Source organism: Pseudomonas sp. L7, from assembly GCF_046605565.1.
Lineage (GTDB): Bacteria > Pseudomonadota > Gammaproteobacteria > Pseudomonadales > Pseudomonadaceae > Aquipseudomonas > Aquipseudomonas wayambapalatensis.
The window spans coordinates 560,606-580,819 of the sequence record NZ_CP176784.1 but is presented as its reverse complement, the minus strand read 5'-3'; the positions used below and the strand labels follow the sequence as shown (position 1 = coordinate 580,819).

Sequence of the window (20,214 nt, the reverse complement as noted above, 5' to 3'; positions counted from 1 at the left end):
GGTGACACCGCTACACCTGCAACAGGCCCTCAGCGGCCTGATTGGCGAGGCGCGCCTGGTCATCAGCGAACTGCCGGGCTGCGACCTCAAGCTGTGGCTGATCGACGCCGAGAACATGGACCGGGCATTCAGCCCCGACGAAACCCGGCGCATCCTCGACGAGCCACCCTACTGGAGCTTCTGCTGGGCCAGCGGCCTGGCCATGGCCCGCTACCTGGCCGTGCACCCCGAATGGGTACGTGACAAGCGTGTGCTGGACTTCGGCGCAGGTTCGGGCATCGCCGGCATCGCTGCAGCCCGCGCCGGTGCGCGGGAAGTGGTCGCCTGCGACCTCGACCCACTGGCCCTGGACGCATGCCGCGCCAACGCCGCGCTCAATGGCGTGACGCTGGGCTACAGCGAGGATTTTTTCGCCGAAGCCGACCGCTTCGACCTGATCCTCGTCGCCGACGTACTGTACGACCGCGCCAACCTGCCCTTGCTCGATGCCTTTCTCGGTCGGGGTCGCCAGGCACTGGTCGCCGATTCGCGGGTGCGTGACTTCAGCCACCCGCTCTATCGCCAGCTCGGCGTGCTCGACGCCCTGACCCTGCCAGACCTGGCCGAGCCGCACGAATTCCGCCGGGTCAGCCTGTACCACGCCAGCCGCGAGCCTTTATAGTGGTGCCATTCCGAATTTGCGAAAGCTGCGAGAGTTGCGATGAGCCAAGCTTCCTCTAACACCGCCACGCCCTACATCTTCGACGCCACCGATGCGAATTTTCAGCAGCTGGTGATCGATAACTCCTTCCACAAGCCCGTGCTGGTGGACTTCTGGGCCGAATGGTGCGCGCCCTGCAAGGCGCTGATGCCGCTGTTGGCGAAGATCGCCGAGGGCTACCAGGGCGAGCTGCTGCTGGCCAAGATCAACTGCGATGTCGAGCAGCAGGTGGTGGCCCAGTTCGGTATCCGCAGCCTGCCGACCGTGGTGCTGTTCAAGGATGGCCAGCCGGTCGACGGCTTTGCCGGTGCCCAGCCGGAGTCGGCCATCCGCGCCATGCTCGAACCTCATGTGCAGATGCCTGCCGCGCCGACCGCCTCGCCACTGGAGCAGGCCAAGGCACTGTTCGCCGAAAGCCGTTTCAGCGAAGCCGAAGCACTGCTGCAGGCCCTGCTCGGTGAAGACAACAGCAACGCCGAAGCGCTGATCTACTACGGCCGCTGCCTGGCCGAGCGCGGCGACCTGGACGCCGCGCAGCAGGTGCTGGACGCGGTCAAGAGCGATGAACACAAGGCCGCGCTGGCCGGTGCCAAGGCGCAGCTGACCTTCCTGCGCCAGGCCGCCAGCCTGCCGGAGGCCGCCGAGCTCAAGAGCCGCCTGGCGCAGAACCCGCAGGATGACGATGCGGCCTATCAGTTGTGCATCCAGCAACTGGCGCGCCAGCAGTACGAAGCCGCGCTGGACGGGCTGCTCAAGCTGTTCCAGCGCAATCGCGCCTACGAGAACGGCCTGCCGCAGAAGGCCATGCTGCAGGTGTTCGACCTGCTCGGCGGCGACCATCCGCTGGTGGGTGTGTACCGCCGCCGGTTGTCTTCGGCGATGTTCTGAGCCCCAAGGCGCAGCCACCTCCTGCAGGAGGTGGCATCCAGCCACGCACCGCCCTCGGTAACTAGCCTACCCAGCGATATACCGGCGCATCCGCCCCGCTTTCCATCTTCACTTCACTGCTGTGGCGCAACCGCACCAGCAGCCGCTTGCCTGCCGCAACACTGCCGGCCAACCCTTCCAGCCGCTCGAGCAACTCAGGCCCACTGAGCGCTCCGGCCTGACGCAGCACCTCGCGCGCCGCCGACCACTGGCTATCGTCCTGCCGCGCTGGCGCAGTCACAGGCGTACTCGCCACCTCTGCCACCGCAGGCGCCTCTTCGGGCCTGCGCCCAAGCTGAGCCCACTCCGCCGGGTCCAGTTCGATGGTCAGGTCTACCGGCCAGTCGCCGATCTGTCCTCGGATTCTCACGCTGCCTTCCTTCAATCGCGGATCGATGACGTGCATGCTCCCACGACATGAAACCTGCGCCAAGCGTGTGGCATCGACCAGAAAAGTTGTTATAACATTACCAAATCTTTCCCGTCCGCTTCCGGAGTCGCCCATGCGCCGCCTGCTCCTCGCCTTGCCCTTCGCCCTGCTGCCCCTGGCCGTTGCCCAGGCCCATGAAGATCACGATCACGACCACGATCATGCCCACGGCACCTTGCCTGCCCACGAGCACGGCGTCGCACGCCTGAACGTCGGCCTGGATGGCAATACCCTGGAGCTGGCGCTGGAGAGCCCGGCAATGAACCTGGTCGGCTTCGAGCACATGCCTGGCAGCGATGCCGACAAGGCCAAGGTCGAGGCTGTGCGCAAACAACTCGAACAGCCGCTCAAGCTGTTCGGCCTGGCCAGCGCGGCCGGTTGCAAGGAAGACCAGCAGGAGCTGGAAAGCCCGCTGTTCGGTGACGAGCCATCGGCCAAGGACGACGACGGGGACGACGATCACGACCATGACCACGCGCATGAACACCAGCACAGCGAGATCCACGCGCACTACCAACTGACCTGCGCAGCTCCGGCCAAGCTGACCCAGATCGACCTGTCGCCGCTGTACAAGGCTTACCCGCAAACCCAGAAGATCAATGTGCAGTTGGTCGGCCCGAACGGCCAGAAGGGCTTCGAAAGCACCCCGGCCAAGGCCGTGGTTGCGTTCTGAATGAGCCAGCCGCTGATCGAACTGCATGACCTGGTCTTCGCCTGGCCAGGTCAGCAGCCGTTGCTGAACATCCCCCAGTTCCGCCTGGAGGCCGGTGAGGCACTGTTCCTCAAAGGCCCCAGCGGCAGCGGCAAGACCACCCTGCTCGGCCTGCTGGGCGGGGTCAACCTGCCCGACCAGGGCGAAGTGCGGCTGCTCGGGCAGAACCTGGCCGAGCTGGGCCAGGGCGCTCGCGACCGTTTCCGCGTCGACCATACCGGGTACATCTTCCAGCAGTTCAACCTGCTGCCGTTTCTCTCGGTGCAGGAAAACGTCGAATTGCCCTGCCGATTTTCGCGCAGCCGCGCCGAACGCGCAGCGCAGCGCCATGGCAGCATCCACCAGGCGGCGGCGCAATTGCTTGCCCACCTGGGCCTGAGCGACCCCGACCTGCTCGCCCGACGCGCCGACACCCTGTCGATCGGCCAGCAGCAACGCGTCGCCGCTGCGCGCGCGCTGATCGGCCAGCCGGAACTGGTGATCGCCGACGAGCCGACCTCAGCGCTCGACGCCGACACCCGCGAGGTGTTCATCCGCCTGCTGTTCGACGAATGCCGCGCTGCAGGTTCCAGCCTGCTGTTCGTCAGCCATGACCAGAGCCTGGCGCCCCTGTTCGACCGCGACCTGTCGCTGGCCGAGCTCAACCGCGCCGCCAAGCCTCGGGAGGCCTGATGTACCTGCTCCGTCTAGCCCTGGCCAGCCTGGCCAACCGCCGTTTCACCGCGTTTCTCACCGCCTTCGCCATCGCCCTGTCGGTGTGCCTGCTGCTGGCCGTGGAGCGCGTGCGTACCGAAGCCCGCGCCAGCTTCGCCAACACCATCAGTGGCACCGACCTGATCGTCGGGGCGCGCTCGGGGTCGGTCAACCTGCTGCTGTACTCGGTGTTCCGTATCGGCAACGCCACCAACAACATCCGCTGGGACAGCTTCGAGCACTACGCCAAGGACCCGCGGGTCAAGTGGGCGATCCCGATCTCCCTGGGCGACTCGCACCGTGGCTACCGGGTGATGGGCACCAACAGCGATTACTTCACCCACTACCAGTACGGGCGCCAGCAGCACCTGCAGCTGAGCCAGGGCCGCCAGTTCGCCAACGACCCATTCGAAGTGGTACTGGGCGCCGAAGTGGCCGAAGCCCTGCACTACAAGCTCGGCGACACCCTGGTGCTGGCCCACGGCATCGCCACCATCAGCCTGGTCAAGCACGACGACAAACCCTTCACCGTGGTCGGCATCCTGCAGCGCACCGGCACGCCCGTGGACCGCACCCTGCACATCAGCCTGGCGGGGATGGAGGCCATCCACGTCGACTGGCAGAACGGCGTACCGGCTCGCGGCGCCGCACGCATCAGCGCCGACCAGGCGCGCACCATGGACCTGCGCCCCACGGCCATCACGGCCTTCATGCTGGGCCTGAACAGCAAGATCGCCACCTTCAGCGTGCAGCGCGAAATTAACGATTTTCGCAGTGAGCCGCTGCTGGCGATCCTGCCGGGCGTGGCACTGCAGGAGCTGTGGGGCATGATGGGCATCGCCGAGCAGGCGTTGTTCGTGGTGTCGCTGTTCGTGGTGCTGACCGGCTTGATCGGCATGCTCACGGCGATTCTCACCAGCCTCAACGAACGGCGACGCGAGATGGCCATCCTGCGTTCGGTGGGTGCGCGCCCCTGGCATATCGCCGGGCTGCTGGTGCTCGAAGCGCTGGCGTTGTCGGTCAGTGGTATCGTCGCCGGGCTGGGGTTGCTCTATGGAGGGATCGCCTTGGCCCAGGACGCGGTACAGTCCAACTACGGGCTGTTCCTGCCGCTGGCCTGGCCAAGCCCGCACGAATGGACCCTGCTGGCGATCATCCTCGGCGCGGCACTGCTGATGGGCAGTGTTCCGGCCTGGCGTGCCTACCGGCAGTCGCTGGCCGATGGCCTGTCGATCCACCTCTGAGAGTTTGTCATGTCGATCCCTGTGGGAGCGGGCTTGTCCGCGAAGAAAGCACTACAGATCCTCCTGCTGTTGCTGCTGGTGCTGATCATTCCGGCCTGGGCGGACGAGCCGCGCGAGCTGGACTGGCCGGCACTGATCCCCGAGGGCGCGCCCGTCATCCCCCCACAGCTCACCCCGCTGCATGACCTCTCGCAGATGGGCAACTCGCTGGGTGACGCCCTGGCCGCCGAGTCTGCTCCGGCAGCCCGCCAGCAGGCGCCCGACGCCCCGGTGGTGAAAGCGCTGGATGGCCAGCAGATCAAACTGCCCGGCTACATCGTGCCGCTGGAAGTGAGCGAAGAAGGCCGCACCACCGAGTTTCTCCTGGTGCCCTACTACGGCGCCTGCATCCACGTGCCGCCGCCGCCGTCCAATCAGATCGTGCACATCTTCAGCGAGATGGGCGTGCGCGTCGAAGACCTGTACCAGCCCTACTGGATCGAGGGACGCATGCAGGTCAAGAACACCAGTAGCGAGCTGGCCGACGCCGGATACCAGATGGAAGCCGAGAAAATCTACGCATATGAGCTGAAATGAGAACTGTGTCGCCCGTGTGAAGCCCGCTTCGTTGAGCTGAGTCAAACAATGTGTTTGGACGGCTCCTTACCATTGGACTACTCGATTACTCACGTCCTCTGGGAGCTTCCATGAACAAGACATTGCTCGGTGCCTCGCTCGTCGCGCTGGCGCTCGCAGCCCCCGTTGCCCACGCCCACCAGGCGGGCGACTTCATCCTCCGTGCTGGCGCCATCACCACCGCGCCGAACGAAAGCAGCAGCGATCTCAAGCTCGACGGCGCCAAGGTCTCCGGCACCAAGGCCACCCTCGACAGCGACACCCAACTGGGCCTGGCCTTCGCCTACATGCTCACCGACCACATCGGTATCGAGCTGCTGGCCGCCACGCCGTTCAAGCACACCGTGGGCGTCAAGGGCCTGGGTGGTGGGCTCGACGGCAAGCTGGCCGACATCAAGCAACTGCCACCGACCCTGTCGCTGCAGTACTACCCGATGGAAGCCTCGTCGAAGTTCCAGCCCTACGCCGGTATCGGCATCAACTACACGCTGTTCTTCGATGAAGACCTCAGCAGCGCCCGCAAACAGCAGGGCTTCAGCAACATGAAGCTGCAGGACTCCATCGGCCTGGCTGGCCAGCTGGGCATGGACTACATGCTGACCGACAACCTGTTGGTCAACGCCGCAGTCTGGTACGTCGACATCGACACCAAAGCCACCATCGACGGCCCAAGCGCCTTGGGCGTGGGCAAGACCAAGGTCAGCGTCGATGTCGATCCATGGGTCTACATGGTAGGTATCGGCTACAAGTTCTGACACGCCGCTCCTGCACACCTGCAGGAGCAACTGTCCTGTTCAGAATCTAAAGGCCAGCCCAATCTCCCTGTGGGAGCGGCGGTTCGGCGCCCCGACTTGCCCGCGAACACGGGCGTAGCCCGTGCCAGACTGCGCGGTGTCTTTTTCGCGGGCAAGCCCGCTCCTACACGAGCGCAGCAATCCTCAGCGATGCAGCCTCCACCAATACCCCCACGCCAACGCGCTGATCCCAGCCCCCAGCCCACACACCGCGCCCCACCCCCACGCCCCGTAGACCCAGCTCGCTGCCACCGCCCCTGCCCCGCTGCCAACCGAATAGCAGCACATGTACGCGCCAACCAGGCGACTGGCCATCTGTGCACGCCCGGCCAGCAGCAGGCTCTGGTTGGTCACATGCACCGCCTGCACGGCCAGGTCCAGCATCACCACACCGGCCACCAGGGCCAGCAACGACTGCTCGACGAACAGGCTCGGCAGCCACGACAGTGTCAGCAGCCCCAGCGCCAGCCCCGTGGTGCGCTGCCCCACACCGCGATCGGCCAGGCGCCCGGCACGCGAGGCGGCAAGGGCGCCGGCGACACCGGCCAGGCCGAACAGGCCGATCTGGGTGTGGGTCAGTTGCAGCGCACTCAACGGCAGCACCATGCTGCTCCACAGCACGCTGAACGCCGCGAAGATCAGCAGCGCGAACACACCCCGCTGGCGCAGCAGCCGATCATCGCGCAGCAACACCACCATCGAACACAACAACGTCCGGTACCGTTGGCGCTGCCCCGGCGGCCGTGCAGCGGGCATACGCCAGCCGAGCAGCGCCACCATCAGCAGCACCAGCCCGGCAGCTGCGAAATAGACGCCTCGCCAGCCGGCCAGGTCAGCCACGACACCCGCCACCAGCCGCGCCAGCAAAATGCCCAGCACAATGCCGCTGGTGACCGCGCCCACCGCCTGCCCCTGCTGCGCCGGTGTCGCCAGGGTGGCTGCCTGGGCGACCATCAACTGCACCACCACGGCCATCAGCCCGACCATCCCCATGGCCGCCAACAGCGCCGCCCAATGCTGGGCCAGGCCGACCGCAACCAGCGCCAGTGCCGACAGCAGCAACTGCGCGAGGATCAAGCGCTTGCGGTCGAGCAGATCACCCAGCGGCACGATCAGCAGCAATCCCAGCGCATAACCTGCCTGGATTGCGCCGACCACCCACCCGACCTGACCACTCGGCACGCCCAGGCTCTGGGCCATGGACTCCAGCAGCGGCTGGGCGCAGTACACCGTAGCCACCGCCAGTGCGCAGGCTGCAGCCAGCAGAAGGGTCAGGCCGCGCGTGAGTTGAAACGACGGCGCTTCGTGGGCAGATGACATGCAGACTCCTGGAAATCTGGTTTTAAAATGAAACCGCAGGCTGGATTTCTAGCAAATCTGGTTTTAGTCTGCAACCACAGTGACAGATCCGGAATGAGCGATGCTCGACGAAAACAACAGCCGATGCCCCGTGGCCCGAGCCCTCGAAGTGCTCGGCGACCGCTGGGCACTGATGATCCTGCGCGACGCGTTCGATGGGTTGCGCCGCTTCAGCGCGTTCCAGAAGAACCTGGGGCTGGCGAAGAACATCCTCGCCACGCGACTGAAGCTGCTGGTGGAAACAGGGCTCATGGAACTGCAGCCGGCGTCGGATGGCAGTGCGTACAAGGAATATGTGCTGACAGAGAAAGGCCGCTCGGTGTTTCCGATCGTGGTGGGCCTGCGTCAGTGGGGGGAGCGCTTTCAGTTCGAGGCGGGCGAGGCGCGCTCGGTGCTGCTGGACAAAGCCAAGGGCGAACCTGTGGCGAAGCTGGAAGTGCGGGCGCGGGATGGGCGGTTGCTGAGGCCAGAGGATTGTCGGCGGGCTTGAAGGTGCTCTGGCCTGTCAGGGCCTGTTCGCGGGTACTCCACTGTCCTGGAGATCAGTGAAGTACCTGCAAGGCCAGCGTGTTTGTCAGTCTTTGCCCAACAAACGCGCCAGCCCCTCGGCGATCGGGGTCGCCTGGGGAAAATCAAAACGCGCCAACAGCCGGTGGTTGTCCGCCCGCGAGTGGCGGATATCCCCCGCGCGCGCCGGGCCATAGCTGATCGTCGGCAAGCTGCCAACCACCTGCTGCAATGCCGCAAGCAAGTGATTCAGCGAAGTCGCCTGGTTCAAGCCGATGTTCACAGCGCCCTCTTCCACCTGCGGCTGCTCCAGCGCCTGCACCATCACCTGCACCAGGTCACCGACATAGAGGAAGTCGCGGGTCTGCTCGCCATCGCCGAACACGGTGATCGGCAAGCCCTTGGTCGCACGCTCGCAGAAGATGCTGATCACCCCCGAGTACGGCGACGAGGGATCCTGGCGCGGTCCGAAGATATTGAAGAAGCGGAACACCACCGGCTCCAGCCCATGTTGGCGGCGGTAGAAGTCCAGGTACTGCTCGCCAGCCAGCTTGTCCACGGCGTAAGGCGTCAGTGGCGCCTTGGGCGTGTCCTCGGTGATCGACTGGCCTTCGCCATTGTTGCCGTAGACCGCCGCGCTCGAGGCGAACAACACCCGGCGCACACCGTTGATGCGCATCGCCTCGCAGACGTTGAGGGTGCCGATGAAGTTGCTCTGGTGGGTTTTGACCGGGTCGTCCACCGACGCCTGCACCGACGCAACCGCAGCGAGGTGGACCACCGCCGCGCAGCCGGCGGCTGCACGGGTAACCAGTGCAGTGTCGGCAACATCACCTTCGATCAGTTGCAGGCGCGGATGGTCGATCTGCAGGTTGCTGCGCTTGCCGGTGGACAGATCATCGAGAATGCGCACCGCATAGCCTTTGTCGAGCAGCGCATCGCACAGGTGGGAGCCGATGAAACCAGCTCCGCCGGTAATGAGGATGGGGGCATCAGCCATGACGATAGAAACGGTCCAGTAAGGGCGGCAAGCCGGCGCGCCAGGCACGGGGCTTGATGCCGAAGGTGTGAAGGATCTTCTTGCAGGCCAGCACCGCATGCTGCGGCTCCTCGCTGGCATCCGGGCGCGCGGCGTGGGCCTGTGCGGTGGGGGCCTGCACGGCCAGCTTGTGCCACTGCGCCGCCTCGGAAAGGATAGCTTGCCCCAGCGCCAAGGGTGTGGTCGCCTCGTTGCCGGCGTAATGGTAGGTGCCCCACAGCGGCGCGTCGCAGTCCAGCTGCTTGATCACCGAGAGGATCACCCTGGCAGCGTCGTCCACCGGCGTCGGGTTGCCGCGGCGGTCATCGGCCAGCAGCAGCTCCTGCGGTTGCTCGGCGCGAGTCAGGAAACGCCCGAGTGCGCCGTCAAGGCTTTCGTCCAGCACCCAGCCGAAACGCAGCAGCACATGTTGCGGGCAGGCCGCACGCACGCTCTGCTCGATACGCCACAGCGCCTGGCCACGCAGGCCCAGCGGCACCGGCTCGTCCTTCTCGCTGTAGGAAGTGGCGCGCGAACCGTCGAACACGCGGTAGCTGGAGGGCTGGACCAGAGTGATCTCGTGGTGCTGGCACAGTTCGGCCAGACGCTCCACGGCACGCTCCTGAAGGGCCAGGCGCTGTTCGCTGACCGACTCGGCCTGGAACCAGTCGAAGTAATAGGCCAGGTTGACCAGGGTGTCGGGGCGGTGATCGTCGAGCAACTGGGTGAGGCTGGCCGGATCCCAGCCCTCGTCCGGCGGGCGCGGAGCCAGGAACGCGATGTCTTCCTCGGCCCCAAGACGAATCAGCGCTTGCCCGAGGGCATTGCCACCACCCAACAGCATCAGGCGCATACGCATAGAGTCAGCAGGTCCGCTCAGATCGATTAAGGGAAAGGGGCCATTTTGCGGTTTCCGCCTGGGGAAGTCCAACCCTTGGGGTTCGCTTGTCTTTGTGTGGGAAATTTCCAATAGGCATCGAAGATTTCTCTGTCGCTCGCATAAAACCGGTCTTGCACCACGGCAGGCGAAAACCCTGAACTAATAGCAGAAGCCGGGGCATGGCAGCCCCGTGTGCGCACCCGACAATCAGGAGAATCACCATGGCGTGCCTGCTTCGTTCTTCACAACGCTTCACAGCCGTGAAATTTTCTCGCCCCTCTTTTGCGCCTTCGGAAACTACTCGATACTGCGCGGCAGTTGGCCACTACAGACTGTATTCACCGCAGTCAGGCCAACGCACTCCAGCTGTCGGCCGGCACGGAACGCCAACACAACAATAACAAGGAAGGTTTCCCATGCAGGATTCCGAAGTCGCGTACCTGGAATTTACCCAGGACCAAGCCGATGCGCTGTTCGTCGCCAGTCAATCCCTCGCCCGACTTGGCGGCCCGGAAGTCTTCGGGGCGGCTGGCAAGGCACGGCAATCTGCCGAAACGCTGGCAGGATCGCTCGCCCCCCAGCAACAGGCAACACTGCGGCGCTTCGCCGACGGCACGCTGTCTGCACTGATGTACCGCGGCATGACCAGCCCGGACGACGACCCCATTCCCGAATACCTGCCTGAACTGCAGGGCCTGGAGCACGACCCCCGCTGCCTCTACCTGGCCTCGCGCAACCAGATCCTGCTGGAACTGGTGCGTTACCGGGCGTTCGCCTTCGATATCGACAACGAAGGCAAGCAGGTGCGTCTGGTCGGCAACTTCAAGGGCGGCGGCAGCCAGCCGCGCCCGGAGGAAACCCGCGACACCCGCGTGGAACTCAGCTCCCACGCCGGTCTGCGCCTGGGCCCACACACCGAAGCTCCGTACAACTGCTCGGTGATCGCTCGCGATGACCATTCGCCTGCGCCCTCTGCACTGATCCTCACCGCGCGCTGGAACCCGGCGAACGAGCCTACCCACGTCATCCCCATGCGCGAGGTCATCGAAGGCTTGGGCAGCCTGCATGCGCTGGCGCTGACCTCGGCATCGTTCGACTTCACACGCAGCGACTGCTTCGTCGCCGGCAGCGGCGAACCGGAGCAGGCCACCGCGATGCTGCAGTTCGACGCCAATGGCGGCTTCGCCCTGCGCTACAACTCGTACCGGTTCTCGCTCAACGACCAGGCCAGCGACCTCGCCGCCCAGGCCTTCGACGCCTTCCAGCAACGGGTCGCCGAGACACGGCCACGGCCCTTCGTGCTGCAACCGGACACTGCTTTGGTGATCAACAACAACCGCGCCCTGCATGGTCGCGACATCGTCCAGGACAACCGTCGCCTGCTGGTGCGGCTGTTCGGCTACTCCCCCTTCGCCCAACCTCGGGTGATCACTCCGGATCCGCTGCTGGTGCGCGGCTGAATAAAAGGAACGTGCGGTAATGATGGAAATCGATGTCTCCCTGCTGCTGACCCTGGCGTCGGTGGCGCTGATGGCCGGCTTCTTCGACGCCATCGCGGGTGGCGGCGGGCTGATCACCCTGCCGGTACTGTTCGTCGCCGGCATCGACCCGTTGGCGGCCATCGCCACCAACAAGTTCCAGGCGGCCTCGGCGACGGTGTCGGCCACCGTCGCCTTCGCCCGCAAGGGCATGATCGACTGGCAACGCGGCCTGCCCATGGCCGCCATGGCCTTCACCGGAGGCGCCCTCGGGGCGCTGTCGGTGAGCCTGGTGCCCAAGACGTTCCTGCAGGCCTGTGTGCCGGTGCTGCTGATCCTGGTGGCGGCCTACTTCGCCTTCAGCCCCAAGCCCGACGAGCACGAGCGCAAGGCGAAGATCTCCAACGCGGTGTTCTGCCTGACCGCCGCACCGCTGATCGGCTTCTATGACGGCGTGTTCGGTCCCGGGGTGGGTTCGTTCTTCATGCTCGCCTGCGTGATCCTGCTCGGCCAGCACCTGCTGCGCGCGGTGTGCAACAGCAAGCTGCTCAACGCCGCGTGCAACCTGGGCGCCCTCTCGGTATTCTCGCTGAGCGGGGCGATCATCTGGCCCCTGGCCCTGGCGATGGCCTGTGCCGCGTTCATCGGTGCGCAACTGGGCGCACGCTGCGCGGTGCATTTCGGGCCCAGGCTGATCAAGCCGTTGCTGGTCTGCGTGTGCTGCATCATGGCCCTCAAGCTGCTGCTTGGCGCAGGCAACCCGCTCGGCGAATGGCTGCAACATCAGTTCCTCTAAGGAGCGCCATGGACTTCGCGAACACCTCCGAGCAACGCAGCACCTGGCAGTACGACGAACCCGCGCCGGGCACCGAAGGCTTCATCGACGAAGCCTTCGACGGTTATCAGCAACAGGCACGCCTGCTGCTGCCCGACAGCGAGCGGGCACCGCCGCTGTTCGTGGTCGGCGGTGCACGCTCGGACTTCACCCGCCTCAACCCGCTGCTCTATCGCCTGCAACGCCAGGGCATCGGCTCGTTGACCGGCAACCTGTCCGGCCACAGCAAGGCGAGCGAGCCCGGCGCCAGCGCACCGACACTGGCGATCAACCTGCAGGAGGCCCGGCGCTTCCACCGGCATATCGCCGAGCGCTGCCGCACCCTGGTCGGCCACAGCCTGGGCGGCGCGATTGCCCTCAAGCTTGCGGCGCAACTGCCAGACATCGACAAGCTGGTGCTGATCTGCCCGGCTGTCTACCCCGATGACGCCCACGACGCGCCGTTCGGGCCGGCCTTCAGCGCGGCGATCCGCAAGCCCTACGCCTTTCTCGACTGCGACAGCTACGCCTTCCTGCGCCAGTTCCAGGGGCGGGTACTGCTGGTGATCGGCGAGTACGACGGCCTCAACTCCCAGACCCACGGCCAGGGCCCCGGCACGTCGGCCGGCACCCGTCTGCTGCGCGGTGTGCAGCGCTACAGCCCGATCCCGGAGGAAGTCACCCATGCGCTGCTGCGCTCGGTGCCGGCGCCCCATGTGGAGTGCCTGTTGCTGACCGACTGCGACCACGGCATCGCTGCGCACCTGCGTGATGCACCGGAAATTGCCGATCAGGTGGCCGATGCGGTGGCGGCGTTCATTCTCGACCAGGGGTGACAGGTTGGGCACCGTGGCTTGCTTTTCGCGGGCAAGTAGAGCCGATGCCCTATTCGATCTCGAACAAGCCATTGCTGATCGCCCCGGCGCCGAGCCGGTCGCGAATGTCGTCGTCGATGCGCGGATCATCCGGGCGATAGAGCTTCACCTGGCGATAGGCATTGATTCGGTTGATCTCCTCACCAAGAAACTCCCACACCACGCGAGTGCAGGCAGGGTTGCGCCGGTCACCGCTGGAAACCCCGGTCTTGAGACCGTTGAGGCGGGTGATGCGGCTCTTGAAGCTGGGGATGAGCACGGTCTGGCTCATCTCGTTGAGAGTCAGCGACTCGTAGTCGATCAGGAACATCCGGTCCTGCAACTGGAACGCCGCACCCAGGTAGCGGCAACGCACTTCCGCATGCTGGCTGGCACTGCTGCGCTCCTGGCGTTCCTGGCGCTCGAACAGGAAGCTGCCGCGCTCCTCCCACAGATGCACCAGCGACACCAGGATCGAGCCCGGTACCGACATGCAGTTGGAGTATTCGAAGTAGTAGCCGCAATAGCGCGACAGATTGCCGGCCTGGGCATGCAAGGGCTTGAACAGCTCGCTGATCGGGTCGTCCTGCGGGCCTGACGACACCGACGGGTTGCGCGCACCGATCAGCCGGGCGAACTGCTCCGGCGGCAGATTCAGCTCGTAATCCTCGACCCCGAAGAAATCGCCGATGCGCTTGAGGTTGTAGGTCGTCGGCTGGCTCTGCCCGCTCAGGTACTTGTTGAATTGCGCGCGATTGATCGACAGCTGTCGGCAAACCTCTGAAATAGAGCGGTAGTGACTGCAGGCGAGTTTGAGATTGGCGGCTAGAAAATCGGCCATGAACGGCGTTCCAGGTGATGCGAGTGGTGCAAGTCTAGCATCAAGTCGCACCAAAACAGAGCAACCCGCGAAATTGTAACCACAGGTGTCATGACCAACCATGCGCGCCAACGATAGCGCGCGTCCTTGCCGCCGCTGGTCACTCCACACGAAGAATAAGAATCGAGGTCATTTTCCAATGCTCGAAGCACTTAACGATTTCCTTTCAGGAAAACTGCTCATCGTCCTGATCGTCGGGCTCGGTAGCTACTTCACCATTCGTTCCCGGTTCGTCCAGTTCCGCCACTTCGGCCACATGTTCGGTGTGTTCAAGGAATCCCTGCGCGGCCAGGCTGGCCAGCTGAGCTCGTTCCAGGCCCTGATGCTGAGCCTCGCCGGCCGCGTCGGTGCAGGTAACATCGCCGGTGTCGGCATCGCCGTGACCCTGGGCGGCCCAGGCGCGGTGTTCTGGATGTGGGTCACCGCACTGGTGGGCATGTCCAGCAGCTTCTTCGAATGTACCCTGGCCCAGGTGTACAAGCGCGCCGACGGCGACGGCCTGTACCGCGGCGGCCCGGCCTACTACATCCAGCACGGCCTGAAGCTCAAGAGCATGGCGATCGTGTTCTCGATCCTGCTGCTGGTCACCTACGGCTTCGCCTTCATCGGCCTGCAGTCGTACACCGTGACCCATTCGCTGCAGAACGCCTTTGCCTTCGACCCACGCCAAACCGGTATCGTCCTGGCAGTGCTGCTGGCCATCACCTTCATCGGCGGCATCAAGCGCATCGCCGCAGTCTCGGACCTGCTGGTCCCGATCAAGACCCTGGCCTACATCGGTGTGACCCTGTACGTGATCGGCACCCAGATCGAACACGTGCCAGCCATGCTGGAAACCATCTTCAAGAGCGCCTTCGGCCTCGACCCAGCCTTTGGCGGCCTGCTCGGCAGCGCCATCGTCATGGGCGTGAAGCGCGGCGTGTTCGCCAACGAAGCGGGCCTGGGCAGTGCCCCGAACGTCGCGGCCGTGGCTGCGGTGAAGCACCCGGGCGCCCAAGGCGTGGTGCAGGCCTTCAGCGTGTTCCTCGACACCTTCGTGATCTGCACCTGCACCGCGCTGCTGATCCTGCTGTCGGGCTTCTACACTCCGGGCTTCGAGGGCGACGGTATCGTCCTGACCCAGAACTCGCTGGCCGCCGTGGTCGGTGACTGGGGCCGCATCTTCGTCAGCGTCGCGCTGTCGCTGTTCGTCTTCACCTGCATCCTCTACAACTACTACCTGGGCGAGAACAGCCTGCAGTTCCTGAGCCGCAACCGTGTCGTGCTGATGGTCTTCCGTGGCCTGGTGCTGGCGCTGGTGGTCTGGGGTTCGATGCAGGACCTGTCGACCGTGTTCGCCTTTGCCGACATCACCATGACCTGCCTGGCCTTCGTCAACCTGGTCGCCCTGGCCCTGCTGTTCAAGGTCGGCCTGCGCGTGATGCGCGACTACGACGTACAGCGCAAGGCTGGCATCAAGCAACCAGTGTTCGACTCCAGCAAATTTGCCGACCTGGACCTGGACCGTGCCGCCTGGCCAGCCAATCCTCAGGCTGAAACAGCCACTGACAAAGCTGCTGGCGAACTTCAGCACCAGCGCTGATACCCTGCCCTGTCCGGCCGCCCCGCTCGTGGGCGGCCGGCTTTCCTTCGCTCCTCGCTTCGGAATCCTTCCATGGGTGCAGTCAAGAATCTCCTCGTTCTCTACACAGGTGGCACCATCGGCATGCTGCAGACCCCCGCGGGCCTGGCGCCGGCGGGTGGCTTCGATGCACGCATGCGTGACCACCTGGCACAGCGCAAGGACGCGCCGACACTGCAATGGACCTTGCGCGAGCTCAACCCGCTGATCGACAGCGCCAACATGCAGCAGGCCAACTGGCTGGCGATGCGTGATGCCATCGTCGAGGCGGTCGAGCATGACGGCCATGACGGCGTGCTGGTGCTGCATGGCACCGACACCCTGGCCTACAGCGCCGCGACCTTGTCGTTCCTGCTGCTCGGCCTGCAGGTGCCGGTCCTGCTCACCGGCTCCATGCTGCCGGCCGGTGCGCCGGACAGCGACGCCTGGGACAACCTGGTCGGTGCTTTGCGTCACTTCGAGCAGGGCCTGGGCAACGGCGTGCAGTTGTATTTCCACGGCCACCTGCTGCACGGTTGCCGCGCCTCGAAACTGCGCAGCGAAGCCTTCGATGCGTTCACCGTGATGGAGCGCCATCGCGAAGGCGAGCGCGCAGCACAGATCCCGGCCAGCCTGGACTACCGCCAGGTGCGCCAACCAGTGAAGCTGGCGGTGCTGCCGGTGTTCCCGGGGTTGTGTGCAGATTACCTGCGCGGGTTCTGCGAGGCCGGTGTGCAGGGCTTGCTGCTGGAGTGCTATGGCAGCGGCACCGGGCCCTCCGATGACCAGGCACTGCTCGATGCGCTGCATGACGCGCGTCGGCGTGGGGTGATGATCGTCGCGATCAGCCAGTGTCCCGAAGGTGCAGTGGTGTTCGATACTTACGCCGCTGGCAGCAAGTTGCGCGATACCGGGCTGGTCAGTGGTGGCGGGATGACTCGCGAAGCGGCGCTGGGCAAGATGTTCGCGCTGCTGGGGGCGGGGCTGGATGTGGAGGCCGCAGAGCGGTGGTTTGCATTGGACCTGTGTGGGGAGCGGGCTTAGGTTTCAGCCTGTCATGGCCTCTTCGCGGGCAAGCCCGCTCCCACAGGGATTTCCACAGCTCTTGAGAATTGTGCTGTACCTGTGGGAGCGGGCTTGCCCGCGAATGGGCCTGGCGAAAATGGCGGAAGGCAGCGGGAGTCGAACCTGCCCGGGAACGGCTGCCGTCCCCAACCGGGTTTGAAGCCCGGCCGCGCCACCGGGCGCGATTGCCTTCCTTGAACTCAGGGCCTGGCCTGCTGCCGGGCCAGCGCGCTGTCGGCGCGGATGTGACGTTGCTCGGCAACCCTGCGGGTCAGGCCGAGCCGGTCGAAGTACTCGAGAATCTGCACACTGCGCTTGCGACCGATGCCCAACATATCGCGAAACGCCGCCACCTGCACTACCGGCGTGTCCTGTGTCTGCCGCAACAACATCTCGGCCATGCGCAGGATCGTCTCCTGCGGGTAGAACAGGTCGCGCACCACCTGGTGCAGCACTCCCAGCCGCGCCAACTTGCGCATCAGCAGGCGCACTTGGGCTTCCTCCACCTGCTCGGCTGCAGCCAAGGTCCTGACCCAGGGCGGATCGAACGCGCCTTCCAGCAAACGCGGTTGCAGACGCTCCCAGAGCGCAGTATCGACGTCGCTCAACTGCACCTTGTGATCCGGCAGGTGCAACCACGGGCCGCTGCTGGCGACTGCGCCCTCACCGAGCAACTCGTCCAGCAGGCTGACAAAAGCGGCACGCTCCAGAGGCAAGGCGCAGAAGCGGCGCAAGCGGTCGCGGTCAGGGCCAAGCTGGTCGGGCTCCTGCTCATGGAAACGCGCCAGTTGCTCAAGCACTTCACGCCTGAGCGCCTGCCATTGCTGACGATCGAACAGCAACGGCCCCTGGCGGGTGGCAATCACCTGGACGTCATCGGGCAACCGCCAACTGTCACGCAGACGGTTGAACTGTCGCTCCAGGCGCTGCGGGTCGAGCCCGGCGGGAGCCGCCGCCAACAGGGCCGGCAGGGCCTGCTCCAGATCGCAGGCATCGCGCAGCACCTGCAGTTGGCGCAAGCGCGACTCGCTGCGGCGCTGTCTGCTGGGGGCGAAAGGATCAAGCACTTGGCCACCGCCGAGGGTGCGCTGGGCGCGTTGGTCGCGCAGCACCAGGCGGTCGCCATGCACAGCCTGCAACGGTGCGTTGAGCAGCAACTGAGCGAACATGCGTTGGCCTGCCGTCAGAGCCTCGCCCTCCAGCAGCGCCACCCGCGCCGTCACGTCCTGGGTGCCGAGGTGCACATGCACCGCGCTGAAATGCTCGAAGGTGCGCGTCTCGCCCGGCAACAATGACAACTCGATATCGATACGCGAACTGGGCGCATGCAGCCACTCGGGCACCAGCCAGTCGCCACGGTGCACCTGCTCCACGGTCAGGCGCTCGGCACTGATGTTCAGCGCCACCCGCTGCCCGGCCTCGGCCACCAGCGCGGCCTGATTCTGCGCATGCAGGCCACGTACCCGTACTGGCTTGCCCGCCTTGCCCAGCAACAGCGTGTCACCCGCACGCACCTGGCCGGCCAGTGCCGTGCCGGTGACCACCACCCCCGCGCCCGAAACCGCGAAAGCGCGGTCGATCGACAGGCGAAAACCGCCCTGCGTAGCACGCCGCTGCACCTGCGCGCGGGCCTCGACCAAGGCCTGGCGCAGCGCCTCGACGCCTTCCCCGGTCACGCTGGACAGCGCAAACTGCCGAGCGCCCGCATAGGGCCCGGGCGCCAGCAGCGCATCGACCTCCCGCTGGACCTCAAGACGCCGCGACGCCTCGACCCGGTCGCATTTGCTGATCGCCACCAGCGCCTGGGGAATGCCCAGCAGCTCGATGATCGCCAGGTGCTCGCGGGTCTGCGGCATGACTCCGTCGTCAGCGGCCACCACCAGCAGCACCAGGTCGATACCCTGGGCGCCAGCGAGCATGTTGTGGATAAAACGCTCGTGACCGGGCACGTCGATGAAGCCGGTCAACGGCTCGCCTTCGGCCAGCGCCGCATAGCGATAGCCGAGGTCGATGGTCATGCCCCGGGCGCGCTCTTCCTGGCGCTGGTCGCCGGCCTGGCCGGTCAGGGCCTGGAGCAGCGCGGTCTTGCCGTGATCGATATGCCCGGCGGTGCCGACGATCACTGCACCGGCCCCAGTTGCAGCGCCGGCAACTGCGCCAGCCACTGGGTTTCGTCATCCAGCTGACGCAGGTCGAGCCACAAGGCATCGTCATCGATGCGCCCAAGCACCGGCACCGGCAATTCGCGCAGGGCGCGCTCCAGCACCCTCAGGCTGCGCCCACGCAGCTTCTTCGAGACCTGTGGCCGCAAGCACAGCGCCGCGCTGGGCAGCCGTGCCACCGGCTGGCTGCCGCTGCCGATCATGCCCAATGCGGGCTCGACCGTGACCGTCCACTGCCCGCCCAGTCGCGCAGCCAGTTCGGGCGCCAGGCGCTGCGCCTGGGCGACGATCTCGTCCTGGGGCCGGGTCAGCAGGCGCAGGCTGGGCAAGCGTTCGGCCAGGCGATCGGGGTCGCGGTACAACGCCAGCACCGCCTCGAGCGCCGCCAGGGTGATCTTGTCCACACGCAGCGCGCGCTTGAGCGGGTTCTTCTTGATCCTGGCGATCAGCTCTTTGCGCCCGACGATGATGCCCGCCTGCGGACCACCCAGCAGCTTGTCGCCACTGAAGGTGACGATATCGGCGCCGTCGGCCAGCGCCTGGCGCACCGTCGGCTCGGCGGGCAGCCCCCAGCGGGTGAGGTCGAGCAGGCTGCCGCTGCCCAGGTCTTCGAGCAGCGGCAGCTCATGCTGGTGAGCGATGCGCGCAAGCTCCGCGGTCGGCACCTGAGTGGTGAAGCCCTGGATGCTGTAGTTGCTGCAATGCACACGCATCAACAGGCCGGTACGCGGATTGATCGCCGCCTCGTAGTCGCGGGCATGGGTGCGGTTGGTGGTGCCGATCTCGTGCAGGCGCACGCCAGCACGGGCCATGATGTCGGGGATGCGGAAGGCGCCGCCGATCTCGATCAACTCGCCACGGGAGATGATCCCTTCCTTGCGCGCGCCCAGGCTGTTGAGCGCCAGCAGCACGGCAGCGGCGTTGTTATTGACCACGGTGACCGCCTCGGCGCCGGTCAGCTCGCGGATCAGGCCCTCGATCAGGTCATCGCGGTCGCCGCGCTTGCCGGTGGCCAGGTCGAATTCGAGGTTGAGCGGATAACGCGCGGCGGTCTGCATCGCCTGTACGGCCTCTTCCGGCAACAGGGCGCGACCGAGGTTGGTGTGCAGCACCGTACCGGTGAGGTTGAAGACCCTTCGCACCTGGCTGCGCTGCTGAATCGCCAGGCGCTCGCCGGAGCGGCCAAGCAGGACTTCGGCAGCCAGTTCGACGGCGCTCAACTGGCCAAGGCGAGCGGGTTCGCGCAGGTCGTCGAGCAGTTGACGCAGGCTGGCCAGGGTGGCGTCGCGGCCATGGCGATCGATCAAGGGTTGGCAGGCGGGGTGGCGCAGCAGAGTGTCGATGGAGGGCAGGCGTGGGGCTTGATTGGCGAGGCTTGACGACATGCGGTACTACCTTGGTTGATCCGGTGTCTGTGATGGCCCTTTCGCGGGCAAGTCGCAGCGGCGAACCGCCGCTCCTACAAGCGGAAAGGGCGACTCG

Annotated in this window: 20 protein-coding genes and 1 tRNA gene; 13 read left to right on the top strand and 8 right to left on the bottom strand. The window is 65.6% G+C overall.

All coding sequences use genetic code 11. From position 1 onward, the window contains the following. The first annotated feature begins 1 nt into the window (after position 1). Positions 2-661, top strand: coding sequence for a class I SAM-dependent methyltransferase (locus ACK3BK_RS02785; RefSeq protein WP_186669172.1), 660 nt, complete (start codon positions 2-4; stop codon positions 659-661). Between the two features lie 39 nt (positions 662-700). Continuing rightward, on the top strand, positions 701-1,588 hold the full coding sequence (trxA, locus tag ACK3BK_RS02780; RefSeq protein WP_186711046.1) for a thioredoxin: 888 nt from the start codon (positions 701-703) through the stop codon (positions 1,586-1,588). 61 nt (positions 1,589-1,649) lie between these two features. Here trxA and ACK3BK_RS02775 read toward each other — a convergent pair whose 3' ends face one another. Next, entirely contained in the window at positions 1,650-1,997 is a 348-nt protein-coding gene (locus ACK3BK_RS02775; protein ID WP_411383681.1) for a hypothetical protein, read from the bottom strand. A 133-nt stretch (positions 1,998-2,130) separates the two neighbouring features. On the opposite strand from ACK3BK_RS02775, the gene ACK3BK_RS02770 reads away from it, so the two are divergent. The 5 genes from ACK3BK_RS02770 (at position 2,131) to ACK3BK_RS02750 (ending at position 6,076) form a co-directional block, all read left to right on the top strand. Then, positions 2,131-2,730, top strand: coding sequence for a DUF2796 domain-containing protein (locus ACK3BK_RS02770; protein ID WP_125930890.1), 600 nt, complete (start codon positions 2,131-2,133; stop codon positions 2,728-2,730). Then, positions 2,731-3,441: an ATP-binding cassette domain-containing protein gene (locus ACK3BK_RS02765; protein WP_288377816.1), complete on the top strand. Its 711-nt coding sequence runs from the start codon at positions 2,731-2,733 to the stop codon at positions 3,439-3,441. It abuts the gene before it with no gap. Further along, positions 3,441-4,706, top strand: a complete 1,266-nt coding sequence (locus tag ACK3BK_RS02760; protein ID WP_186669169.1) for an ABC transporter permease — start codon at positions 3,441-3,443, stop codon at positions 4,704-4,706. The genes ACK3BK_RS02765 and ACK3BK_RS02760 overlap by 1 nt, the downstream gene beginning before the upstream one ends. Positions 4,707-4,715: 9 nt before the next feature. After that, positions 4,716-5,282 carry a DUF3299 domain-containing protein gene (locus tag ACK3BK_RS02755; protein WP_186720293.1) on the top strand — a complete coding sequence of 189 codons (567 nt, stop codon included), beginning with the start codon at positions 4,716-4,718 and terminating at the stop codon, positions 5,280-5,282. Between the two features lie 110 nt (positions 5,283-5,392). Continuing rightward, on the top strand, positions 5,393-6,076 hold the full coding sequence (locus ACK3BK_RS02750) for an OmpW/AlkL family protein (RefSeq protein WP_186669167.1): 684 nt from the start codon (positions 5,393-5,395) through the stop codon (positions 6,074-6,076). 183 nt (positions 6,077-6,259) lie between these two features. On the opposite strand, the gene ACK3BK_RS02745 is transcribed toward ACK3BK_RS02750, so the two are convergent. Then, positions 6,260-7,435: an MFS transporter gene (locus ACK3BK_RS02745; RefSeq protein ID WP_411383680.1), complete on the bottom strand. Its 1,176-nt coding sequence runs from the start codon at positions 7,433-7,435 to the stop codon at positions 6,260-6,262. 100 nt (positions 7,436-7,535) lie between these two features. Here ACK3BK_RS02745 and ACK3BK_RS02740 point away from each other — a divergent pair, with 100 nt between their 5' ends. Beyond that, positions 7,536-7,964 carry a winged helix-turn-helix transcriptional regulator gene (locus ACK3BK_RS02740; RefSeq protein ID WP_411383679.1) on the top strand — a complete coding sequence of 143 codons (429 nt, stop codon included), beginning with the start codon at positions 7,536-7,538 and terminating at the stop codon, positions 7,962-7,964. 84 nt (positions 7,965-8,048) lie between these two features. On the opposite strand, the gene ACK3BK_RS02735 is transcribed toward ACK3BK_RS02740, so the two are convergent. Beyond that, positions 8,049-8,981, bottom strand: a complete 933-nt coding sequence (locus ACK3BK_RS02735; RefSeq protein ID WP_411383678.1) for an NAD-dependent epimerase/dehydratase family protein — start codon at positions 8,979-8,981, stop codon at positions 8,049-8,051. Next, positions 8,974-9,858, bottom strand: a complete 885-nt coding sequence (locus ACK3BK_RS02730; RefSeq protein ID WP_186670295.1) for a sugar nucleotide-binding protein — start codon at positions 9,856-9,858, stop codon at positions 8,974-8,976. Before ACK3BK_RS02730 ends, ACK3BK_RS02735 begins: the two co-directional genes overlap by 8 nt. 437 nt (positions 9,859-10,295) lie before the next feature. Here ACK3BK_RS02730 and ACK3BK_RS02725 point away from each other — a divergent pair, with 437 nt between their 5' ends. The 3 genes from ACK3BK_RS02725 to ACK3BK_RS02715 are packed head-to-tail and all read left to right on the top strand — an operon-like array spanning position 10,296 to position 13,007. Then, entirely contained in the window at positions 10,296-11,339 is a 1,044-nt protein-coding gene (locus ACK3BK_RS02725) for a hypothetical protein (protein WP_186670294.1), read from the top strand. Positions 11,340-11,358: 19 nt separating this feature from the next. Further along, entirely contained in the window at positions 11,359-12,153 is a 795-nt protein-coding gene (locus ACK3BK_RS02720; RefSeq protein WP_186670293.1) for a TSUP family transporter, read from the top strand. 8 nt (positions 12,154-12,161) lie between these two features. After that, the gene (locus ACK3BK_RS02715) at positions 12,162-13,007 is read left to right on the top strand and encodes an alpha/beta hydrolase (protein WP_186670292.1); all 846 of its coding nucleotides are present in this window, start codon (positions 12,162-12,164) and stop codon (positions 13,005-13,007) included. Between the two features lie 49 nt (positions 13,008-13,056). On the opposite strand, the gene ACK3BK_RS02710 is transcribed toward ACK3BK_RS02715, so the two are convergent. Further along, entirely contained in the window at positions 13,057-13,866 is an 810-nt protein-coding gene (locus ACK3BK_RS02710) for a helix-turn-helix domain-containing protein (RefSeq protein WP_186709506.1), read from the bottom strand. Positions 13,867-14,044: 178 nt separating this feature from the next. Here ACK3BK_RS02710 and ACK3BK_RS02705 point away from each other — a divergent pair, with 178 nt between their 5' ends. Further along, the gene (locus ACK3BK_RS02705) at positions 14,045-15,487 is read left to right on the top strand and encodes an alanine/glycine:cation symporter family protein (RefSeq protein ID WP_186670288.1); all 1,443 of its coding nucleotides are present in this window, start codon (positions 14,045-14,047) and stop codon (positions 15,485-15,487) included. A gap of 72 nt (positions 15,488-15,559) precedes the next feature. After that, positions 15,560-16,549: an asparaginase gene (locus tag ACK3BK_RS02700; RefSeq protein ID WP_411383677.1), complete on the top strand. Its 990-nt coding sequence runs from the start codon at positions 15,560-15,562 to the stop codon at positions 16,547-16,549. Positions 16,550-16,668: 119 nt separating this feature from the next. Here ACK3BK_RS02700 and ACK3BK_RS02695 read toward each other — a convergent pair. The 3 genes from ACK3BK_RS02695 to selA all read right to left on the bottom strand — a co-directional run bounded on the left by ACK3BK_RS02695 (position 16,669) and on the right by selA (position 20,117). Then, positions 16,669-16,764, bottom strand: a tRNA-Sec gene (locus ACK3BK_RS02695). Positions 16,765-16,770: 6 nt separating this feature from the next. Beyond that, positions 16,771-18,693, bottom strand: a complete 1,923-nt coding sequence (gene selB, locus ACK3BK_RS02690) for a selenocysteine-specific translation elongation factor (protein ID WP_411384437.1) — start codon at positions 18,691-18,693, stop codon at positions 16,771-16,773. Next, the gene (gene selA, locus ACK3BK_RS02685; RefSeq protein ID WP_411383676.1) at positions 18,690-20,117 is read right to left on the bottom strand and encodes an L-seryl-tRNA(Sec) selenium transferase; all 1,428 of its coding nucleotides are present in this window, start codon (positions 20,115-20,117) and stop codon (positions 18,690-18,692) included. Before selA ends, selB begins: the two co-directional genes overlap by 4 nt. Positions 20,118-20,214 lie beyond the last annotated feature (97 nt).